The sequence below is a fragment of the Agromyces sp. NPDC127015 genome, assembly GCF_042725165.1.
Classification (GTDB): Bacteria; Actinomycetota; Actinomycetes; order Actinomycetales; family Microbacteriaceae; genus Agromyces; species Agromyces chromiiresistens.
Genome location: NZ_JBHXDI010000001.1, coordinates 509171 through 528203, shown reverse-complemented (window position 1 = coordinate 528203; position 19033 = coordinate 509171). Strand labels below are relative to the sequence as shown.

12 protein-coding genes and 1 tRNA gene are annotated in these 19033 nt (G+C 70.6%); 4 read left to right on the top strand and 9 right to left on the bottom strand.

The genetic code is table 11. The features are described from left to right. Positions 1 to 12: 12 nt before the first annotated feature. Positions 13 to 921, top strand: coding sequence for an alpha/beta hydrolase (locus tag ACFWGP_RS02415; RefSeq protein ID WP_376930046.1), 909 nt, complete (start codon positions 13 to 15; stop codon positions 919 to 921). Between the two features lie 134 nt (positions 922 to 1055). On the opposite strand, the gene ACFWGP_RS02410 is transcribed toward ACFWGP_RS02415, so the two are convergent. The 5 genes from ACFWGP_RS02410 to ACFWGP_RS02390 form a co-directional block, all read right to left on the bottom strand. Continuing rightward, positions 1056 to 2549, bottom strand: coding sequence for a DUF222 domain-containing protein (locus tag ACFWGP_RS02410; RefSeq protein ID WP_376930045.1), 1494 nt, complete (start codon positions 2547 to 2549; stop codon positions 1056 to 1058). 274 nt (positions 2550 to 2823) lie between these two features. Then, the gene (locus ACFWGP_RS02405) at positions 2824 to 3633 is read right to left on the bottom strand and encodes a hypothetical protein (protein WP_376930044.1); all 810 of its coding nucleotides are present in this window, start codon (positions 3631 to 3633) and stop codon (positions 2824 to 2826) included. 1 nt (position 3634) lies between these two features. After that, positions 3635 to 4291: an RNA polymerase sigma factor gene (locus tag ACFWGP_RS02400; protein WP_376930043.1), complete on the bottom strand. Its 657-nt coding sequence runs from the start codon at positions 4289 to 4291 to the stop codon at positions 3635 to 3637. 105 nt (positions 4292 to 4396) lie between these two features. Then, positions 4397 to 5002 carry a dCTP deaminase gene (gene dcd / locus ACFWGP_RS02395; RefSeq protein ID WP_231429351.1) on the bottom strand — a complete coding sequence of 202 codons (606 nt, stop codon included), beginning with the start codon at positions 5000 to 5002 and terminating at the stop codon, positions 4397 to 4399. Between the two features lie 31 nt (positions 5003 to 5033). Continuing rightward, positions 5034 to 5888 carry a hypothetical protein gene (locus tag ACFWGP_RS02390; RefSeq protein WP_231429350.1) on the bottom strand — a complete coding sequence of 285 codons (855 nt, stop codon included), beginning with the start codon at positions 5886 to 5888 and terminating at the stop codon, positions 5034 to 5036. Positions 5889 to 6007: 119 nt separating this feature from the next. Here ACFWGP_RS02390 and ACFWGP_RS02385 point away from each other — a divergent pair. Continuing rightward, positions 6008 to 6078, top strand: a tRNA-Gly gene (locus ACFWGP_RS02385). Positions 6079 to 6109: 31 nt separating this feature from the next. Here ACFWGP_RS02385 and ACFWGP_RS02380 read toward each other — a convergent pair. The 3 genes from ACFWGP_RS02380 to ACFWGP_RS02370 all read right to left on the bottom strand — a co-directional run bounded on the left by ACFWGP_RS02380 (position 6110) and on the right by ACFWGP_RS02370 (position 8443). Beyond that, on the bottom strand, positions 6110 to 6505 hold the full coding sequence (locus ACFWGP_RS02380; protein WP_275507090.1) for a VOC family protein: 396 nt from the start codon (positions 6503 to 6505) through the stop codon (positions 6110 to 6112). Positions 6506 to 6627: 122 nt separating this feature from the next. Beyond that, a complete protein-coding gene (locus ACFWGP_RS02375; RefSeq protein ID WP_376930042.1) occupies positions 6628 to 7569 on the bottom strand; it encodes a CorA family divalent cation transporter in 942 nt (313 codons plus the stop codon). Between the two features lie 373 nt (positions 7570 to 7942). Further along, positions 7943 to 8443, bottom strand: coding sequence for a DUF3237 domain-containing protein (locus ACFWGP_RS02370; protein WP_376930041.1), 501 nt, complete (start codon positions 8441 to 8443; stop codon positions 7943 to 7945). A gap of 274 nt (positions 8444 to 8717) precedes the next feature. On the opposite strand from ACFWGP_RS02370, the gene ACFWGP_RS02365 reads away from it, so the two are divergent. Next, on the top strand, positions 8718 to 9998 hold the full coding sequence (locus ACFWGP_RS02365) for a TrkH family potassium uptake protein (RefSeq protein ID WP_275507036.1): 1281 nt from the start codon (positions 8718 to 8720) through the stop codon (positions 9996 to 9998). Further along, positions 9991 to 10689 carry a potassium channel family protein gene (locus tag ACFWGP_RS02360; RefSeq protein ID WP_376930040.1) on the top strand — a complete coding sequence of 233 codons (699 nt, stop codon included), beginning with the start codon at positions 9991 to 9993 and terminating at the stop codon, positions 10687 to 10689. The genes ACFWGP_RS02365 and ACFWGP_RS02360 overlap by 8 nt, the downstream gene beginning before the upstream one ends. Positions 10690 to 10760: 71 nt before the next feature. Here the strand turns inward: ACFWGP_RS02360 and ACFWGP_RS02355 are convergent, their stop codons facing one another. Further along, complete coding sequence (locus ACFWGP_RS02355; RefSeq protein ID WP_376930425.1) at positions 10761 to 18950, bottom strand: SdrD B-like domain-containing protein; 8190 nt, start codon at positions 18948 to 18950, stop codon at positions 10761 to 10763. Positions 18951 to 19033: the final 83 nt, after the last annotated feature.

Sequence of the window (19033 nt, the reverse complement as noted above, 5' to 3'; positions counted from 1 at the left end):
TCGGAGGCCACCATGCCTGCAGCACTCACCGCCCATGCCGCCGCCATCCGCGCCGCCGATCGCATCTCGCCCGGGCTCGCCGCGCAGGTCGCGCTGCCGCTCTTCCGCCGGGTGCGGCCGGCGCTGTCCGTTCGCGAACACGACCGCGCCGTGCACGAGCGCGCCGAACGCGGTCGTCTTCGTGTTCGCGGCCGCGATGTCGTCGCGTACTCGTGGGGGCACGGCGCCGACACCGTGCTGCTCGTGCACGGCTGGCGCGGACGGGCATCGCAGTTCGCCCCGATCGTGCGCGAGCTGCGCGCCGAGGGCCTTCGACTCGTGGCGTTCGACGCACCCGCGAACGGCGACTCTGCCGGGCGTCACACCGACATCCGCGACTACCTCGCCGCGATCGAGGCGTTGCAGCAGCGCTACGGGCGATTCCACCTGATCGTCGGCCACTCGTTCGGCGCACTCGCCGCGATCACGGCGGTGCGCGAGGGCACGGCCGCCGGCGGCGTCGCGGCGATCGCCGGCATGGCCGACGCGCGCTTCCTCGTCGACGCGTTCTCGGGGCGGCTCGGGTTGCGTCCCGCCACGTCCGACGCGCTCGCGCGCGGATTCAGCCGGCGCGTGCTGCCCGAGGTCGACGACCCCTATCGGCGCTTCGACGCGGTCGGCTCACCGCTGCCCGACGGCGTGCCGTTGCTCGTCGCCCACGATCGCGGCGATCGCGAGGTCGCGTCGAGCGAGTCGGTGCGCCTGCACGCCGCGCACGGCGATCGCTCGCGCCTGCTCCTGACCGAGGGGTTCGGGCACGTCCGCGTACTCGGCGCCGACCCCGTGCTCGACGCGGTCGCGGCCTTCGCGACTGGCGGGCTCGCCGCCGTCGACACGGTCACGCACTCGAGCCCGGCCGGCACCCCCGCTGTGCGTCACTGAGCGAGGTACGTGATGACCCGTGGCCCGGGCGGGCCGGCGAGCTGGCGGGCAGCGGGCCGACACGCCGACACGCCGCATGCTCCACCGGGCGGCGCGTTCCTCGACGATTCCGAGGATCATCGGAATCGTCGCGGTCAGGCGGCGACGCTTGCGAGGTGGGCAGCGATGTCGGGGGGTGGTGGTGCGATCGATGGGAGTCGTCGGTTGCCGGGGCGTGGTCGGCGGTCGGGGTCGAGGTGCGCCGACGGCACGAACCAGGTGAATCCGTGCTCGATGAGGATGACCCAGCCGTCGTCGTGGATGCGGTGATGGTGATGTGCGCAGAGCATGATGCCGTTGTCGAGATCGGTGCGGCCCCGGTGGCGCTTCCACCACCGGATGTGGTGCGCTTGGGTGTGCGAGGGCGGTCGAGTGCAGCCCGGCCAAGCGCACCCGCCGTCGCGTTCGATGAGGACGAGTTTCTGCGCCTGGGAGAACAGGCGGCGCGACCGGCCGAGGCGGGTCGTCTCGCAGCCGTCGCCGTAGTAGAGGGGCGAGATGCCGGCCCACATCGCGAGCTCCTCGATCGAGGGGATCGACACGGGCTGGTCGATGCCGTCGATCGTGCCGTGCCCGCGCCCTAACTCGAGCGCGGCGGCGTCGACGCGGGCCACGACCATCGCCTGCCGCAACGCCACGGGCCCGTCGTTCGCGCTGAGCGAGTGACGGGCGATGTCGGCGAGCGCGTCGAGGTTCATCTGGGCGATCGTGCGCTGCTCGGCGACCACGTCGTCACAACCGGCGGGGTTTCGAGACGGTCGCTGCGCTCCAGCCTCGACCTGCTCACCCCGAGCCGGGCGCTTCGCGTCGCGCGCCCGGTGGAGCTCCGCGCCGACGAGGGTCTCGATCGCGAGCTTGATCGGAGCGCCGTTGACGGGGTCGGCAGCACCCTTGAACCGGATCATGCCGTGCTCGTCTTCCCAGATGCGGAACTCGCGCGCCGCCCGCAGTTCGTCTTCACGCGGCTTCACCCCATCGGGGTCGAGGCGCGCCTGCATGAGCTTCACCAGCCGGTGCAGCCCGTCGACCCCCACGACCGGAGCCCGATCGACGAGGAACGCCTCGGCCTCGGACAGCTCGACCCGGTCGGCGCGCGGCGCGATGCCGTCGAGGAACCGGCAGATCACATCTGCCGCGTCGACGCACGCGGCACCCGACGACACTGCCCGTGCGAGGTGCGGATGCCTCGGCGGCAGCACCTCACCCGTGAACGCGGCCCGGGGTGCGGTCGCCGCACCGACCGCGACGAGCTTGACCGCCTCTTGGAACCGGCCACCCGTCGCGGAAGCGATCAACCGTTCGGCCGAGGAGAACCCGTGCCGGCGGGCTACAACATCGTCGGCACCGGTGCGGGAGCGGGCCGCGAGCTCGGCCGCGACCGGCGCCTGCAATGCCTGCACACGCCGAGCGAGTTCACCCAGGGCTTCGGTCACCCGCACCAGGCCGTCGTCGCTCATCGACCGCGCATCGCCGACCGGGTCGACCGACCCGGCGGCACCAGCGGCCAATGCGCCCGACCACACCGCATCGACCCCGTCGAGCGCAGCTGAAACCCCGATCAGTGCGGGTATTGCATCAGCTGCGACCACACCCCGAGTCTACCCGGAAGTGGCTCGGGTTCGAAGAGATATTCGAAACTGTGGACAATGAATCGGGCGATGACCCCACCGACCGGCACGCACACGCCCGCTCGCCCCCGACCGACCCGTACTCATGCACGCGCGCCCGCAGGCACGCACCCGCCCGACCCGCACTCACTCACTCACTCGCCCACGCACCCAAACAAAGACACGAAACGGGCTCCCAGCCGGTCGGGAGCCCGTTTCGCGGTCGCGTCGTGACGGGTGCGAGAACGTCAGAGGTTCATCGCTCGGGGGTGGGGGCCCCGTCACGCGCGTCGTCAGCGGTCGACTGGCCGTCACCGCTGCGTTCTTCACCGGCCGAGGCCGCGTCGTCCGCGGTCTCCTGCCCGGTCTGGCTGTGCTCCTCGCCGTTCGCGGCGCCGTCTTCGGCGGCCTGCTGACCGGTCTCGGATGCCTCGTCGCCGGGCACGACCGGTGCGTCACCGTTCTGGCGGTGCTCGGCGGCCTTGTCGAGGCCAGCCCGGCGCTTCTCCTCGGCGTTCTCGTGGGCGGCGTCGCGCCGGTCGGCGCCCTTCTCGCGAGCATCCTCGGCGGTCTGCTGGCCGAACTCGCGGTGCTCGCGGCCGGTGTCGCTGATGTGCTCGCCGCCGGGCTCCTGCTGGCCGGTGACGCCGTCGAAGACCTCTTGCGCCGGTGCCGGCAGCACGCCGGCAGCGCCGGCAGCGCCCACGCCCGTGAGCCCTGCGGCGGTCGCCGCCGCCGCACCGATCGCGATCTTCGCTGCCAGGCCGAGCCCGGCGATTCCCGTGAATGCCACTCTTCTTCTCCGTATCTTCGGCGACGAGCCACTGGGGGTCTGGCTCGTCGCCGCAGTCGTTGCGTTCGGGTCGAACGAGATCGAGCCCGCCGCAACGCGGTCGGCGTCGAGTCGCGCCAGCAACTCGGCCGACGGCTGCGGCGCCGCCTGCCCGGCCGCGAGTCGGAAGGCGGCCACGGCGTCGGCGACGCCCGCGAGGTCGGCACGCCGCGGCGGCACATCGCCGCGCAGCAGGGCTGCGGCCTCGTCGTCGTGAATGCGGTGGTTGCTCATCTCACTCCCTGCTATCGCCGGAGGTCGCCGCAGGGGTACGCCCTGCGGGGAATTTCTTTCGAAGCGCCGTGAGCGCCCGGCGCTGCAGCGCCTTCACCGCACCCGCGCGCTTGCCCAGCACGGCGGCGACCTGCTCGACCGTGAGGTCGCCGATGATGCGCAGCACCATCACGTCGCGCTGGTCGGGCGGAAGCCCGTCGAGCATGGCCAGCGCCGCGGCATCCCCGATGCGACCCAGCGCCTCGTCCTCGGCGCTGGCCGCCCGCCGGGGGTCGAGCTCATCGGCCCACTCCTCGCTCGGCGCCTGCCGCGCGCGGCGGCGCAGCTCGTCGACGAGGCGCCGGTACGCGATCGTGAACACGAAGGCCCGGAACTCCGCCGCGCCGCCCTCGAATCGGTCGAGCCCGTCGAACACGGCCAGGAACACCTCGCTCGTGAGATCGTCGGGCTCGGCAGAGCCCCGCGCCCGCAGGAAGCCCGCGACGGCACCGGCGTGCGCGTTCCAGAGCTCGGCCGACGCCCACGGCGCCCCGGCCTTCGCCGCGAGCAGCACCGTCTCGAACCCGTCGGCCGCCGCCTCAGCGCCGCCGCTCGCGGCCTGCGGCATCGCCCAGCCCCGGGAGGCCGAGTGCGCGAGCACCCCGTCGAAATCGCCCATGGTCGCAAGAGTGTAGGGCAGCCGACTGCGTGCCGCACTCGGCGTGACGCGCGACGAAGGCACGAGGCATCCTCGCCCTGCGACGCACGGTCGGGTTCGGTGCCGTCACTCGCCCTTCGCGCCGGCGTCGGTGACGCCCACGTCGGTGCGGTGGAAGTTCTGGAACGACCGCGACGCGGTCGGCCCGCGCTGGCCGAGGTAGCGGCTCGCGTACTCGGCCGAACCGTAGGGTCGCTCGGCCGGCGACGACAGGCGGAAGAAGCAGAGTTGCCCGATCTTCATGCCCGGCCAGAGCTTGATCGGCAGGGTCGCGACGTTCGACAGCTCGAGCGTGACGTGCCCCGTGAACCCCGGGTCGATGAAGCCCGCGGTCGAGTGGGTGAGCAGGCCGAGCCGGCCGAGCGAGCTCTTGCCCTCGAGCCGCGCGGCGACGTCGTCGGGCAGGGTGACCTGCTCGTAGGTCGATCCCAGCACGAACTCGCCGGGGTGCAGGATGAACGGCTCGTCGGGCTTCACCTCGATCAGGTGGGTGAGCTCTGGCTGGTCTTCCGCCGGGTCGATGTACGGGTACTTGTGGTTGTCGAAGAGCCGGAAGTACCGGTCGAGCCGCACGTCGACCGACGACGGCTGCAGCATCGACGGATCGCTCGGCTCGAGCGCGATGCGGCCGAGTTCGAACTCTGAACGGATGTCGCGGTCGGAGAGCAGCACGCGCCCAGCCTACCGAGGCCCCGGCTCCGCCTCAGTGCGTGGTCGGGAACTGATCGTCGGCGAGCAGGGCCGTGTCAGCGCCGCAGCCGAGCTCGCCGTCCTGCAGCAGGACGTCGGACACGTGCAGGCGCTCGACCACGCCATCGGCCGAGCGCACGAGCAGGCAGTCGTCGGCGTCGCGCATGGCGAGCCCCAGGCGGTCGCCGTCCCGCAGCACCTCCACCGGCGCGAGCGCGCGACCGTCGGTCTCGCCCTCCAGCCGAGCGGTGATGGATGCCTCGAGCTCGTCGGCACTCGCATCGCCCGCGCCGGTCAGCACCTCGATCGCGACGGCCTCGGCCGCCTCGGGCACCACGGGCCGTTCGTCGGCGGGCGGTTCGACCTCGACGAGCGGGTCGGGGCACGACGTCTTCTCGACCCCGCCGTCGATGACGCCCCAGCGGTCGAACCGGAGGCGCACGCAGAAGTCGTGTTCGGGGTCGTCGTTCGCCGAGACCTCCGTGATGCGGCTCGCGAGCACGAGTGCGCCGACCGGCTCTTCCCACGCGGCATCCGATTCGGGCTCGATCGCGACGAGCCGGAACGGCGTCGCCGTATCGGGCACCGGGCCCCAGTCCGACGTATTCCCGCGATCGGGGACGCCCGTGGCCGGCAACTCCTGCGTCGCTCGGCGCGCGTACGCGGCGATGGCGTCCTCGGGCCGATCGAGTCCGATCGACTGCGAGACGAAGCCGACGTCCTGCGCAAGCGCCGCCGCCTGCTCCAGCAGTTCTGGCTCGGCGGCCCCGGCGCCGTCCGTCGCGCCCACGCCGGCCGTACAGCCGGCGAGCGCGACGACGAGCGCCGCCGCGATCCCCCCGATGATGACGTGCTTCGATGCGCGCATATCGCCATCCTGCTGCAGCGTGCATGCCTGGCGTGGCATTCGTGCCCGACCTCACCGAATGGATGCGGCGATTCACGTCGGCGTTGTTAGGATGAGTTCCACGTCGCCGAGCGGCGTGCGCCGATGTAGTTCAATGGTAGAACTTCTGCTTCCCAAGCAGACAGCGCGGGTTCGATTCCCGTCATCGGCTCTGGATCGGCCTGATCACCGGCCGCGTGACCTCAGCGCCCGCTCGCGGCGACTTCTTCGGCGCTGCGCTGCACGCAGAACTCGTTGCCGTCGACGTCGCTCATCGTGACGTAGCCGGAGCCGTTCTCACGGCGCCGGTCGGCGACGACGGTCGCGCCCAGCTCCATGAGTCGCTCGACCTCGGCATCCCGCGTGGTGCCGACCGGTGAGAGGTCGAGGTGCATCCGGGGCGCGAACTCCTTGCCGTCGTCGACGGGTTGGATGTAGACCCGGATGGTCACCGGCTCAGTGAGGTAGACCGTCACGGGGTCGCCGGGGTTGTTCGGATCGTTCGGGTCCTCCTTCAGGTCGAGCAGCGCCTGCCAGAAGGCGCCGAGCGACTCATGGTCGCGGGCGGTGAGGTTGATCGCGTCGATCTGCGAGGCCATTGCTCTCCTTCGTCGGTCGCCCCCGGCGTTCGGCGCGAGGTCACCCCGCCGACGTTACCCGCGGGGTGGGCCCGCTCACCAGCCATGCCGGCGCCGGAATGCACGACACGTGCACGTCGACCTCACCGCGCCGCCGGCCTCGGACGCTCGCCTCGGCGATCGCCCAGCCAGCCGCGGCGCCGGAACAGCACGTAGACGACGATGTCGATGGCGACCATCGCGATGCCCACCACGAGCCAGCCGAACTCCCACTGCACCAGCGGCAGGTTCTTGAAGTTCATCCCGTAGACGCCCGCGATCACCGTCGGGATCGCGAGGAGGGCGGCGAAGGCCGAGATCGTGCGCATGTCCTGGTTCTGCCGGGTGGAGACATTGCTCTCGTGACTCGAGACGACCGCGTCGAGGGCGGCGTGTTCGGCCGTGGCGAGCTTCGCCACCCCCGTCACGTCGTGCTCGAGGTGCGTGAAGAAGGCGCGCAGTGCGGGCTCGGACGCCATCATCGCCTCGAACTCGCCGCGATCGGCCGTGATCGCTTCGGCGAGCCCCGACACGGCCCGGTCGATCCGGCCGATGCGCTGCCGGAGGCGGTAGATGCGCCGATAGTCCTCGCGGATGCTGCTGTCGAACACCTCCTCCTCGACCTCTTCGAGCTCGCGTTCGACCCCGGCACCGAGCTCGACGAAGTCCTGCACGACGGCGTCGAGGATGCGGTAGACGCCCGAGATCGGCGAGGTCACCGGCACGAGGGCGTCGGCGAGCAGCAGCGCCTCGATATCGCGGAGCTCGTCCTCGGGTCCGTTCTGCACGACCAGGCACTCGTGGTCGTTGAAGATCAGCGCGATGTCGGTGTGCGTGGCCGGGTCGGCACCGCTCCGGTCCACGTCCCAGAGGTTGAGGTAGAGGTGGCCCGAGAGCCGCTCGAGCTTCGGAGCCTGACGCCCCTCGACCAGATCGGCGATGATCAGCGGGTGGATGCCGAACCGCTCCCTCAGCCGCTCGAGTTCGCCCGGATCCGGGTTGACGACCCGCACCCAGACGCCCGCGCCCGTGAGCATCTCAGGCATCATCGACCTCGTCTCTGCGTCCCGGTGCGCCGTCTCCGCGCCGGATTCGCCACCCTCACCGTAGGCGCGCGACGGTGTTCCGCACACGGGGTTGCCGTCGGCGCCCGAGCGGGCTAGCGATTTCCCACCGCCCTGTCGGCGGCGAACCGGTCGGTCGTCGCTCAGCTCGACAGCGCGGCACGCAAGGGGAGCGCGAGCGCCGACCTGGTCGAAGCGCTCGAGGCCCTCGCGGACACCTTCCGCTGACGGTCGCGACCGTCAGCGGGCGCGCCCGCGCGGGTCGGCGGGTTCGGTCGCGGCCGTCTCGATCTTCTGCACGAAGCGCCGCGGTGGGATGGCCCGGCCGAGGCACCCACGAGGTGGGCCCCCCAGCTCACACGAGACGGAACACGCGGATGATGACGAAGCCCGGCTCGGCCCGGGCGTACCCGACGAACTGGGACTCGGTGAGCCACTGCAGCTCGGGGTGGTCGGTGCGGAACTGGAACGCGGTGCGGTAGTAGAGGTCCTGCTCGGCCACGTCCTCGCCGGCCTCGATGCGCGCCCAGGTCGCCTCATCGGTGCGCCAGATGCCCCGGTTCACGACCTCGACGGCGGCCGGGCCCGAATCGAGCGAGGCCTCGATGACGTAGCGGGCGTCGAGCTCGACGACGAGCCCGCGACCGACCCACCAGTCGCCGCCGCTGTTCAGCACGACACCGCCCAGCCGGGGCCCGTCGAACGTGCCGCCCGAGACACGGGCGAAGTGCCGCCCCTCCCCCGGCGTCGACCCGCCGAGCGGCAGCTCCTCGTCGACCTGGCAGCGCAGCTCGAAGCAGTACTCGAAGGCGGGTTCCATCAGCGAGGTCGACATGGGTGGGGTGGCTCCGTTCATTTCGGGGAGGCTCTGTTCTCTCGCAATCATCGCGCTCGAGCGCGTCACCGTGGGCATCGACTGCGTACCACCCAGTCTGTGCCGTCGAATCGTCCCAACGCTTCCCTGCCGAGCGCTGCGATCAGAGCCGACGCCCCACGACCTCACCCGCAACGGCATCCGATCGCTCTAGAGTTGGCCCGTGGCACCATCCGCACCGTCGGCCCTGAAGCGTCGAGGGCGCCTTCGCTCCCTCCGCCTGCATCCGGCCCAGACCGTCGTGGCCGGCTTCGCGATGGCCGTGCTCGGCGGCACCGCACTGCTGATGCTGCCGATCTCGAAGGCCGGGCCGGGCGGCGCCTCGTTCGTCGAGGCGCTCTTCACCGCGACATCCGCCGTGTGCGTCACCGGGCTGACCGTCGTCGACACCGTGACGTACTGGTCGCCGTTCGGGCAGGTCGTGATCATGCTGCTGATCCAGCTCGGCGGCCTCGGCATCATGATCTTCGCCTCGCTCATCGGCCTCGTGCTCGCACGGAAGATCTCGGTGCGCTCCAGGCTCAACACCGCGGCCGAGGCGAAGGCGACCGGCCTCGCCGACGTGCGGGGGCTCGTGCGGGGCATCGTGAAGATCACGTTCACGATCGAGCTCGCGATCTTCCTGCTGCTCGGCCTGCGCTTCCTCTTCGGCTACGGGTACGGCCTCGGCGAGGCCGCCTGGCACGCCGGCTTCCTCGCGGTCTCCTCCTTCAACAACGCGGGCTTCGCGCTGTACAGCGACAACCTGATGGGCTTCGTCGCCGACCCCTGGATCTGCCTGCCGATCTCGGCGGCGATCATCCTCGGCGGCCTCGGCTTCCCGGTGATCATGCAGTTGCGCAAGGAATTCCGCCGGCCGCTGCACTGGACGATGAACACGAAGCTCGTGCTCTGGGGCACGGTCGTGCTGCTCGTGGCGGGCACCGCCTACCTCACTCTCATCGAGTGGGACAACCCCGAGACGCTCGGCGGCCTCGACCCGGCGGCACGCCTGCTCGCCGGCTTCTTCCAATCGGTGCAGACCCGCACGGCCGGCTTCAACTCGATCGACATCGGCGCGATGCACGACGCGAGCTGGCTCGGCATGGACGTGCTGATGTTCATCGGCGCCGGCCCAGCGGGCACCGCCGGCGGCATCAAGGTCACGACGTTCGCGGTGCTCTTCTTCATCATGATGACCGAGCTCCGGGGCGAGGCATCCGTGAACATCTTCGGCAAGCGGCTCAGCCGCGCCGTGCACCGGCAGGCGATCACCGTGGTGCTCATCGCCGTCGCCGCGGTCGTCACCGGCACCGCGGTGCTGCTGCTGATGACGGGCCTCGACCTCGACCGCGTGTTGTTCGAGGCGGTCTCGGCCTTCGGCACGGTCGGCCTGTCGACCGGCATCACGGCCGACCTGCCGGATGCCGCGAAGGTCGTGCTCGTCCTGCTCATGTTCCTGGGCCGGATCGGCCCGCTCACGCTCGGCAGCGCGATCGCGCTGCGCGATCGACGCCTCCTCTACGAACTCCCCAAGGAAAGGCCGGCCATTGGTTAGGTTCCCCATCTTCGGCGGCGACCCCGCTCGCCGCATCGCCGAGGCCGACTCGGTCGCCGTCATCGGGCTCGGCCGGTTCGGCAGCTCGCTCGCCATCGAGCTCATGGCGGGCGGCACCGAGGTGCTCGGCATCGACCTCGACGAAGAACTCGTCCAGGCCCACAACGGCGAGCTCACGCAGGTCGTGCGCGCCGACTCCACGAAGGAGGAGGCGCTGCGGCAACTCGCGATCGACGAGTTCGACCGCGTCGTCGTCGCGATCGGCGGGGATGTCTCGGCGTCGATCCTGACCTGCTCCGTGCTGCTGAGCATGAAGATCCCGGTGATCTGGGCGAAGGCCGTCGACGATCGGCACGGGCTCATCCTCGAGCAGCTCGGCATCCAGCACGTCATCTACCCGGAGAAGGACATGGGACGCCGCGTCGCCCACCTCGTGCGGGGCGCGGCGCTCGACTACATCGAGGTCGCGCCGGGGTACGCCCTCGTCAAGACCGCCGCGCCGTCGCTGCTGCACGGCAAGCGCCTCGGCGACACCGGCATCCGCGCGAGCCACGGCATCACGATCGCGGCGTTCCAGCACGGCGACGAGGCCTGGCGCAACGCCGACAACGCGACCGTGCTGCACGAGGGCGACACCATCCTCGTGGTCGGCCCGACCGCCAATGCCGAGGCGTTCGCGCAGCTGCGCTGAGCCGACGGGCGGACCACCCGGACGACCGCGCCCCGTTGAAGGGGTTGGGGGCGCGGTCGTCCGGGGGCGTCTCAGCGGGCGGGTGTCCCGTTCCGGTCCTTCCGGCGGCGTGTGATGACGAACAGGATGCCTCCGGCGATGACGAGTGCGCCCCCGAACGCCCAGGGCGCACCGGCTTCGAAGCCCGTGGCCGCCAGGCCGGCGGGCGGAGCGGGCGGCACGTCGACGTACTCGGTGACCGCGGGTGCGACGACCGGGTCGTCACCGTCGGGCGGGCTCGCGACGGCGAACGCGGTGTTCGCCACCTCCTGCGCCGCGACGTCGGCCGAGGTCACCGCATAGGTCGCCCTCGCCGTCACCGACTGACCCGGTTCGAGCACGCCCGGCTCGCCCGGCCAGTCGTAGGTCAGCTCCGAGAGCCCCTCCATCTGGTCGACGATCTCGGCGTCGGTCACGGTCACGTTGCCCTCGTTGGTGAGCGTGAACTCGTAGGTGATGACGTCGCCCTCGCCCGACACCTGATCGGGGTCGACCGCCTCCTTCGTCAGGTCGAGTGCGTCGACTGCGCCGAAGTAGTGCGACCAGTCCTCATCCGTGACCGGCGGTCCAGGCGGAACCTCCTCGCCGTCGACGCCCGTCGTCGGCGGGGGTGTGGCCGTCACCGACCCCAGGTTGGCGTACTGGCCGGCCGTCGCCACCCCGGTCGCCGTGCACTCGACGGATTCCCCGGCGGCGAGCGGGCCGGGGACCGCGTTGCTCCCCGTTCCGGCGCAGTCGATCTGGTCGGCGGCGACCTGGTCGTCGGTGACGACGACGTCCGTCAGCGGAGTGTTGCCGGTGTTCGTCACGACGTAGGTCCACGTCACGGCGTCGCCGATCGGGACGTACGGGCCGGTCGGCTCGTCGGCGTCGACGCCGTTCGTCGACTTCTCGATGTCGACCGCCGGCTCGGCGCCGAGGTAGTGCGACCAGTCCTCGTCGGTCACCTCCTTCGGCGGCAGGGGCTCGCCGTCGGGCCCGATCGTCTCCGGCCCGACCGCCGCGACCGTGCCGAGGTTCTCGTACTGGCCCGCCGTCGCCGTGCCGGTCGCCGTGCACTCGAACGTCTCGCCCGGAGCGAGCGGGCCGGCCACCACGTTCGTGCCGTCGCCGCAGTCGATCTCCGACGCCGCCACCTGGTCGTCGGTCACGGTGATGCCGGTCAGGTCGACGTTGCCCGTGTTCTCCACGAGGTACACCCAGCGGACCGGGCCGCCGACGGCCACGAGTGGGCCGGTCGGTTCGTCCGCGTCCTCCGTGTTGGTCGACTTCTCGATGTCGACCGCCGGCTCTGCGCCGAAGTAGTGGTCGAGATCCTCGTCGCCGACCTCCTTCGGCGGCAACGGGTCTCCGTCGGGCCCCGTCGTCTCGGGGCCGAGCGCCGCGACCGTGCCGGTGTTCTCGTACTGGCCGGCCGTCGCCGTGCCGGTCGCCGTGCACTCGAACGTCTCGCCCGGCGCCAGCGGACCGGCGACCACGTTCGTGCCGTCGCCGCAGTCGATATCTCCCGCATCGACCTGGTCGTCGGTCACGGTGACGTCGGTCAGGTCGACGTTGCCCGTGTTCTCCACGAGATACGTCCACACCACCTCGTCGCCAACGGTGATCGCCGGGCCGGTCGGCTCGTCGGCCTCCTGGCCGTTCGTGTGCTTCTCGATGTCGACCGCCGGCTCTGCGCCGAAGTAGTGGTCGAGATCCTCATCGCCGACCTCCTCCGGCGGCAGCGGGTCGCCATCCGGCCCCGTCGTCTCCGGCCCGAGCGCCGCGACGGTGCCGGTGTTCTCATACTGGCCGGCGGTCGCCGTGCCGGTCGCCGTGCACTCGAACGTCTCGCCCGGGGCGAGCGGACCGGCGATGACGTTGCCGCCGGTGCCGTCGCAGTCGATCTGCGCCGCATCATCGTCGAGCATGTCGTCGGTCACGGTGACGTCGGTCAGGTCGACGTTGCCCGTGTTCTCCACGAGGTACGTCCACACGACCTGATCACCCACGGTGATCGCCGGACCGGTGGGCTCGTCGGCCTCCTGGCCGTTCGTGTGCTTCTCGATGTCGACCGCCGGCTCTGCGCCGAAGTAGTGGTCGAGGTCCTCGTCGCCGACCTGCTTCGGTGGCAGCGGGTCTCCGTCGGGTCCCGTCGTCTCGGGGCCGAGCGCCGCGACGATGCCGGTGTTCTCGTACTGGCCGGCCGTCGCGGTGCCGGTCGCCGTGCACTCGAACGTCTCGCCCGGCGCCAGCGGACCGGCGACCACGTTCGTGCCGTCGCCGCAGTCGATATCTCCCGCATCGACCTGGTCATCGGTGACCGTCACCTCGGTCAGGTCGACGTTGCCCGTGTTCTCCACGAGATACGTCCACACCACCGGCCCGCCGACCTCGACCAGCGGGCCGGTCGGCTCGTCGGCCTCCTGGCCGTTCGTGTGCTTCTCGATGTCGACCGCCGGGTCCACACCGAAGTAGTGGTCGAGATCCTCATCGCCGACCTCCTCCGGCGGCAGCGGGTCGCCATCCGGTCCGGTCGTCTCGGGGCCGAGCGCCGCGACCGTGCCGAGGTTCTCGTACTGGCCGACCGTCGCGGTGCCCGTGGCCGTGCACTCGAACGTCTCCCCCGGGGCGAGGGGGCCGGCCACGACGTTCGTGCCGTCGCCGCAGTCGATGTCGGCCGCGTCGACCTGGTCGTCGGTCACGGTGACGTCGGTCAGGTCGACGTTGCCCGTGTTCTCCACGAGATACGTCCACACCACCTCATCACCGGCGTTGATCGACGGACCGGTCGGCTCATCGGCCTCCACACCGTTGGTGTGCTTCTCGATGTCGACCGCCGGCTCTGCGCCGAAGTAGTGGTCGAGATCCTCATCGCCCACCTCGGGCCCCGGAATCGGCTCGCCGTTCTCGTCGACCGTGTCGGGCCCTCGGCCGATGACGCTGCCGAGGTTCTCGTACTGACCGGCCGTCGCCGTGCCCGATGCCGTGCACTCGAACACCGCACCCGGCGCCAGCGGCCCCGCGACGACGTTGCTGCCGGTGCCGTCGCAGTCGATCTGCGCCGCGTCGTCGTCGAGCATGTCATCGGTGACGGTCACGTCGACGAGGTCGGTCGTGCCGGTGTTCGTCACCGTGTACGTCCAGTTCACCGTGCCGCCGACTGCGACGAACGGACCGGTCGGCTCGTTGTTGTCCGTCGTGTTCGTCCGCTTGACGATATCGACCGCCGGCACGTCGGCGAGCGCGAGGTCGATCGTGAAGTTCGTGAACTCCGGCGCCAGGAGCGGCGGCGCGAGATCCGCGACGTCGTCGTTGATCGGTCCGTTCGCGCCGATCAGACGCGGGTCTGCGCCGGTCGAGTACCGGTATGCGAGCGTGATCGGCGCACTCGTCAGGCCGGTCTCGGCCGGATCGCGGGTGTCGGTGTTGTTGTTCGACACGTTCTCGTTCTCGTCGTTCGAGTCGCTGTTGCGGGTCAGCGCGGGAACGTAGCCCTCGACCGGCCCGCCGGCACGGAACTCCGTCGCCGGGATCCGCGCCGAGTACGTTCCGGCGGGAATCGCGGAGACCGACCAGCGACCGTCGGCGTCGGTCCGCTCGGTCGCGACGACGTCACCGTTCTCGTCGAGCAGCTCCACCACGACGTCCACGACCGGGTCGTCGACGCCGTCGGTGTAGCGTCCGTCGCCGTCGCGATCGAACCAGACGAGGTCGCCGACCGAGAAGCCCGGCATCTGCACGTACGGCTCGTTCGACAGCAGCGGCTGGTTCGGGAAGGTGGCGGAGTAGATCTGCGCCCGGTTCACGTAGAGGTTGTCGAGGTCGTTGCTCGTCGACACCATCGGAATGAGCGCTCGCACGCGAGTTCCCGTGTCGAGCGCCGTCGACGAGACGAACCGCACCGCCGTCACGTCGTCGAAGTCGGTGATCTCCGCAGCCGTCTTCCACAGGCCGCCGGCAGTGGCCGGGTTCGCGTTCGCCGCGTTGCGCGGGTCGTGGTTGATCGTCGACGGGTCCGCGGTGGCGTAGTACCAGGTGCCCGGCACATCGCCCGTGAGCTTACGGACGTAGGTCGGCGGGTCGAGCGGGCCCGTCAGCTGCGCCAGTCCCTGGTAGGAGGAGGCGAACTGGTCGCGTGCGGATCCGACGCCGTCGGCCCCGTCGCCGTTCCACGGCAGCACGTCGATGACGTCCGTCGGCAGGAAGGAGATCACCGTCGACGAGTTGCCCCAGTCGAGCGACCACGTGTACTCCTCGCCGCTCGCCACGAACGGCTTGTCGACACCCTTGACCAGGCCCAGCTGACCCGACCCGGTCGCCATGGTGGTGGCGGTCGCCGTGGGCGCGTTCTCAGCGGTGTCCGACATCGCCTGCACCTGGTTGACGTACGTGTCGCCGGGCTGCGCGACCGTCTCGAGCGTCGCGCACAGCTGCAGCGCGGTCGCGCCGGTGCGGATCCAGTAGTTGGCCGCGATCGTCGTGATGTCCCCGAGCAGGAACGTCACCTCGCGGGTCGCCGCGTTGTAGCTGACGGTCACCCCGGCGGGCAGCCTGCTCTCGGTGCAGGCCTCGTTGTAGGTGAGGCCGGCCGGGACGGTGTCCACGAGCCGGAGGTCCTCCACCACGGCGCCCACGGCGGCGTCGTTGACGCCGACGCTGAGGTTCCAGATGGCGTCCTGACCCGGGAGGTACGTCGCCTGCCCGGCGGACTTCGCGACGATGAGGCGCAGTCCCTGGTATCGGACCTCCTGCTGCATCGTCGCCCAGTCCTCACCGCGAGGGCCGGTCGACCAGCCGCCGACGTTCGAGAGGCGGATGCCCGTCAGCAGCGGCTCCCCGTCGTTCGGGCCACCGTTGTAGGACCCGCGGGCCCGCAGGAACATCCGCAGGTCGAGCCGGAACGCCGAGTGCTCGACGTGGTCGGGCTCGACGGGACGGATCCGCACCATGTTGACCTGGTCGCGCCAGTCGGCGCCGAACTGCGCGGGGTCGGTGTGCCACGGGCCGGCGTCGTCACGGCATCCGGTGTTGTCGCCAATGAGCGACGTGCGGTCCACCGGGTAGAGCCCTCCGACCTGCGCGCCCGCCTGGGTGTCGACGGCATTGGTGCCGACGCCGTACTCGATGACGTACTCGGATGCGGTGGCGCGGCCCTGCGCCGTGAACGTGGCGGGGGCGTCGAGCTGGAACACCGACACGTCGAACGTGTCGCAGACCATGGGGTTGTCGATCGGGAACCCGATGGCGTCCGGCGCACCGGGCGCCTGGACACCGCGGGCCGTGCCGGTGTTGCGGATGCCGGACCAGTCGACCTCGAGGCCCGCCCACGACTGGACCCGCTGCCCCGAGGCGACCGTCGTGTTGTCGGCCCACGCGTTGCCGGCCTCGTTCGTGAAGTACTTGTAGCCCGTGATCGGGAGGTTCGCCGCGAGCTGCCGCGAGACGTCCTCGTAGACGATGCCGCCGTCCTGGTTGGTCTCGGGCCAGCTTCCGGAGTTGTTCAGCAGCACGCCCTGCGGGATGTCCTCGCCCGCGTTGGGCCCGCCGTTGTACTGCCAGCGCGACTGCAGCGGAACGTAGAGCCCGAGGGTGAAGGGGCCGACCTCGACGTGGCCGGCGTTCACCGGGCGGGCCCGCACCATGTTGACCTCGTCGCGCCAGTCGGCTCCGAAGGTCGCCGCGGGGTCCGTGGTCCACGGGCCGTCGTCATCGCGGCACCCCCGCACGTCGGTCACGTTCGCGGTGTTGTCGAGCCCGTTGCCCGTGCCCGTCTGCGTATCGACGGTGTTCGAGCCCACCGCGTACTCGATGACGTAGTCGTTGCGATCGAAGTTCGGGTTGGTCGGGTTCGCCTGCAGGTGCGGGTTCGGGTCAGTTCCCGTGACCGGGGTGAGCGGGTTGCCCGAGACGCGCCACACCGACACGTCGAACACGTCGCACACCACCGGGTCGGTGACCGAGATGCGGCTGGTCGTCGCCGTCGTCCAGACGTGCGAGTTGACGACGTCGCCGAGCGAGAACTGGTTCCAGTCGTTGAGGCCGCCGGCGATGCCCTCGTACTGCTTGTTGCCCTGCAACGTGCCGCAGTCGCTGACCGTGCTGCGCACGTTGAACGTGCGGGTCGAGACATTGTTGCCGGTCGCGGTCGTGTCGTCCCAGCCGGGCTCGAACCCGGTGTCGTTGATGGGCCAGTCGTCCGCCGTCCAGCCATCGGTCTCACGCGCCTCGTTGCGGAATGAGAGCGTGTCGTTCACGTTGGCCCGGCACGGGTCGGGCACGGTCGGCGTCGGGACGAAGAAGATCGCCTGCCACGTGTTGGTCTTGGTGTTGTTGCCGTTCGCGTTCGGCGTGAAGCTCATGTCCCAGCCGTCCGCGGGCTGCACCCCGGTCTCGCACGTCGGGGTGCCCGTGTTGAAGTTTCCGGAGTGGCCCACGCAGCCCGTGAGCACGGCACCGGGCCAGTCCGGCATCACATCCTTGAACGCGATCTGGTCGATGTTGGCGCTGAGGATGTTGCCGTTCGACTCGTTGACGCTGAACTGGTAGACGACTTGGAATCCGGGCACTGCGGGGGTGGCGGGGTTGTTGTCGAGGTCCCGTTCCTGGAACGAGACGTTCCCGGTGTTGGTCTTCGACAGGTCCCACCGGGGCTCGGTGATGTTGAACTGACGAGGCACCACGTTGTCGCCCGTCGCGGTCGTACCGTCCCAACCGGCCTCGAAGCCGGGGCCGACGCCACCCGGAGGGTTGTTCGGCTGTCCGCCGGTCATGTGCCAGCCGTCGGTGTCCTCGACGTGGTTCTCCCACGACACCGTTCCGGTGGGCGGCGTGTCGCCGTGCTGCCAGGTCGGGTCCACCGAGCGGTACGCGTCCTCGGTGGGCACGAAGACCTCCACCAGGATGCGCGTGCTGTCGTACGGCGAGTTCGACGGCTTGCTGGCCGTCATCGTCCAGCCGTCGGCGCCGGCCGCCTCGTCGATCGGACAGGTGATGGTCCAGCCGCTGCTGAGTCCGATGTTGTCGAGGCGGCGGGGCAGGCAGAAGGTCATGACCGCGTTCGGGAACTTCGTCATCCGGTCGGTGAACGTGATCGGCCACTGCAGGTCGGATCCACCGGCACCGCGGAGGTTGAGGAGGTCGATCCAGTACTGAACCCGGAATCCGGGCGTCACCACGCCGTTGATGGTGCGGGTCGTCGCGCCGGGCGCGGCCTGCAGCGACTTCTTCGCCTCCCACTCCGCGGTGCCGGTGACCTCGATGACCGGGCCCGAGACGGTGTTCGACGGAGCGGCGTCGTCCTGACCCGCGTAGGCGCTGGCCGTGACCGACGCGAAGCCCGGGATCGGCGTGTCGTCGGCGAACCGGTACGCGAGCTGCACGCTGCCGACGTTCGACGACATCGGCCCGAGGTTGCACACGACCGTGATCGACCCGTCGGCGTTCGTCGTCGCCGACGACGGCGGGTTCGCCCCGTTCGCCGCCGCGAGGCATCCCGCAGGCAGCCCGTTGGTGCCGGGGCCGGCCAGCTGGAGCCGGGAGTCCGCGACATCGCTCGGGTCGTCGGGGTTCGAGACCGGGTCGATCGTCATCTCGATGACGACGTTCGGCACGCTGACCCCGGTGGGGAGGCCCGTCAGCGACACCGAGTAGTTCTGCAGCACCGTGTCGCCGACGCGCACGATGCAGTTGCCGGGCCCCGTGTCCAGTCCGGGCCCGTCCGTCGCATCCCACGGCGGAGCACCCGTCGTCGCGTACCCCTCGCACGAGTTCGGAATCTGCAGGCGGTCGACCTCGAGCGTTGCGATCGGCTGCAGCCCGGCGTCGCGGTTCGGGGCCTGCGTCGCGCCGGTGATCGTGATCGGACCGGTGATGCCGCGCTCCGGATTGCCGGTGGTGGGCACCTCGGCTCGCGTGAACACGTTCTGCCCTGAGGCGGTGTCGGGGAAGCGGTGCGCACCGGGAGCGATGACGCGCACGTAGACCGCGCCGTCCGCGACGTTCGCGAAGCTGTAGGCGCCGTTCGCGGCGCTCGTGGTGGTGCCGACGATGGGACCCGTCGGCCCCGACAGCAGCTGGACGGTGACGCCGCCCTTGACGGACTCGTCAGCCGTCCGGAGGCCGTCGCGATTCGCATCGGCCCACACGGTGCCGCTGATCAGGCTGCCGGCGGCCGCGCGCGCGGCGTCGCCGGCGAACGGCAGGAAGAGGCTCGCCACCATCGCCAGTACCGCGATGAACACCGCCGCCAAGCGGGTCCCTCGACGAACCACTGAGACCTCGTCGGGGGTCGTGACCGCCGACCCCTTGCCCCCAACATCCATGC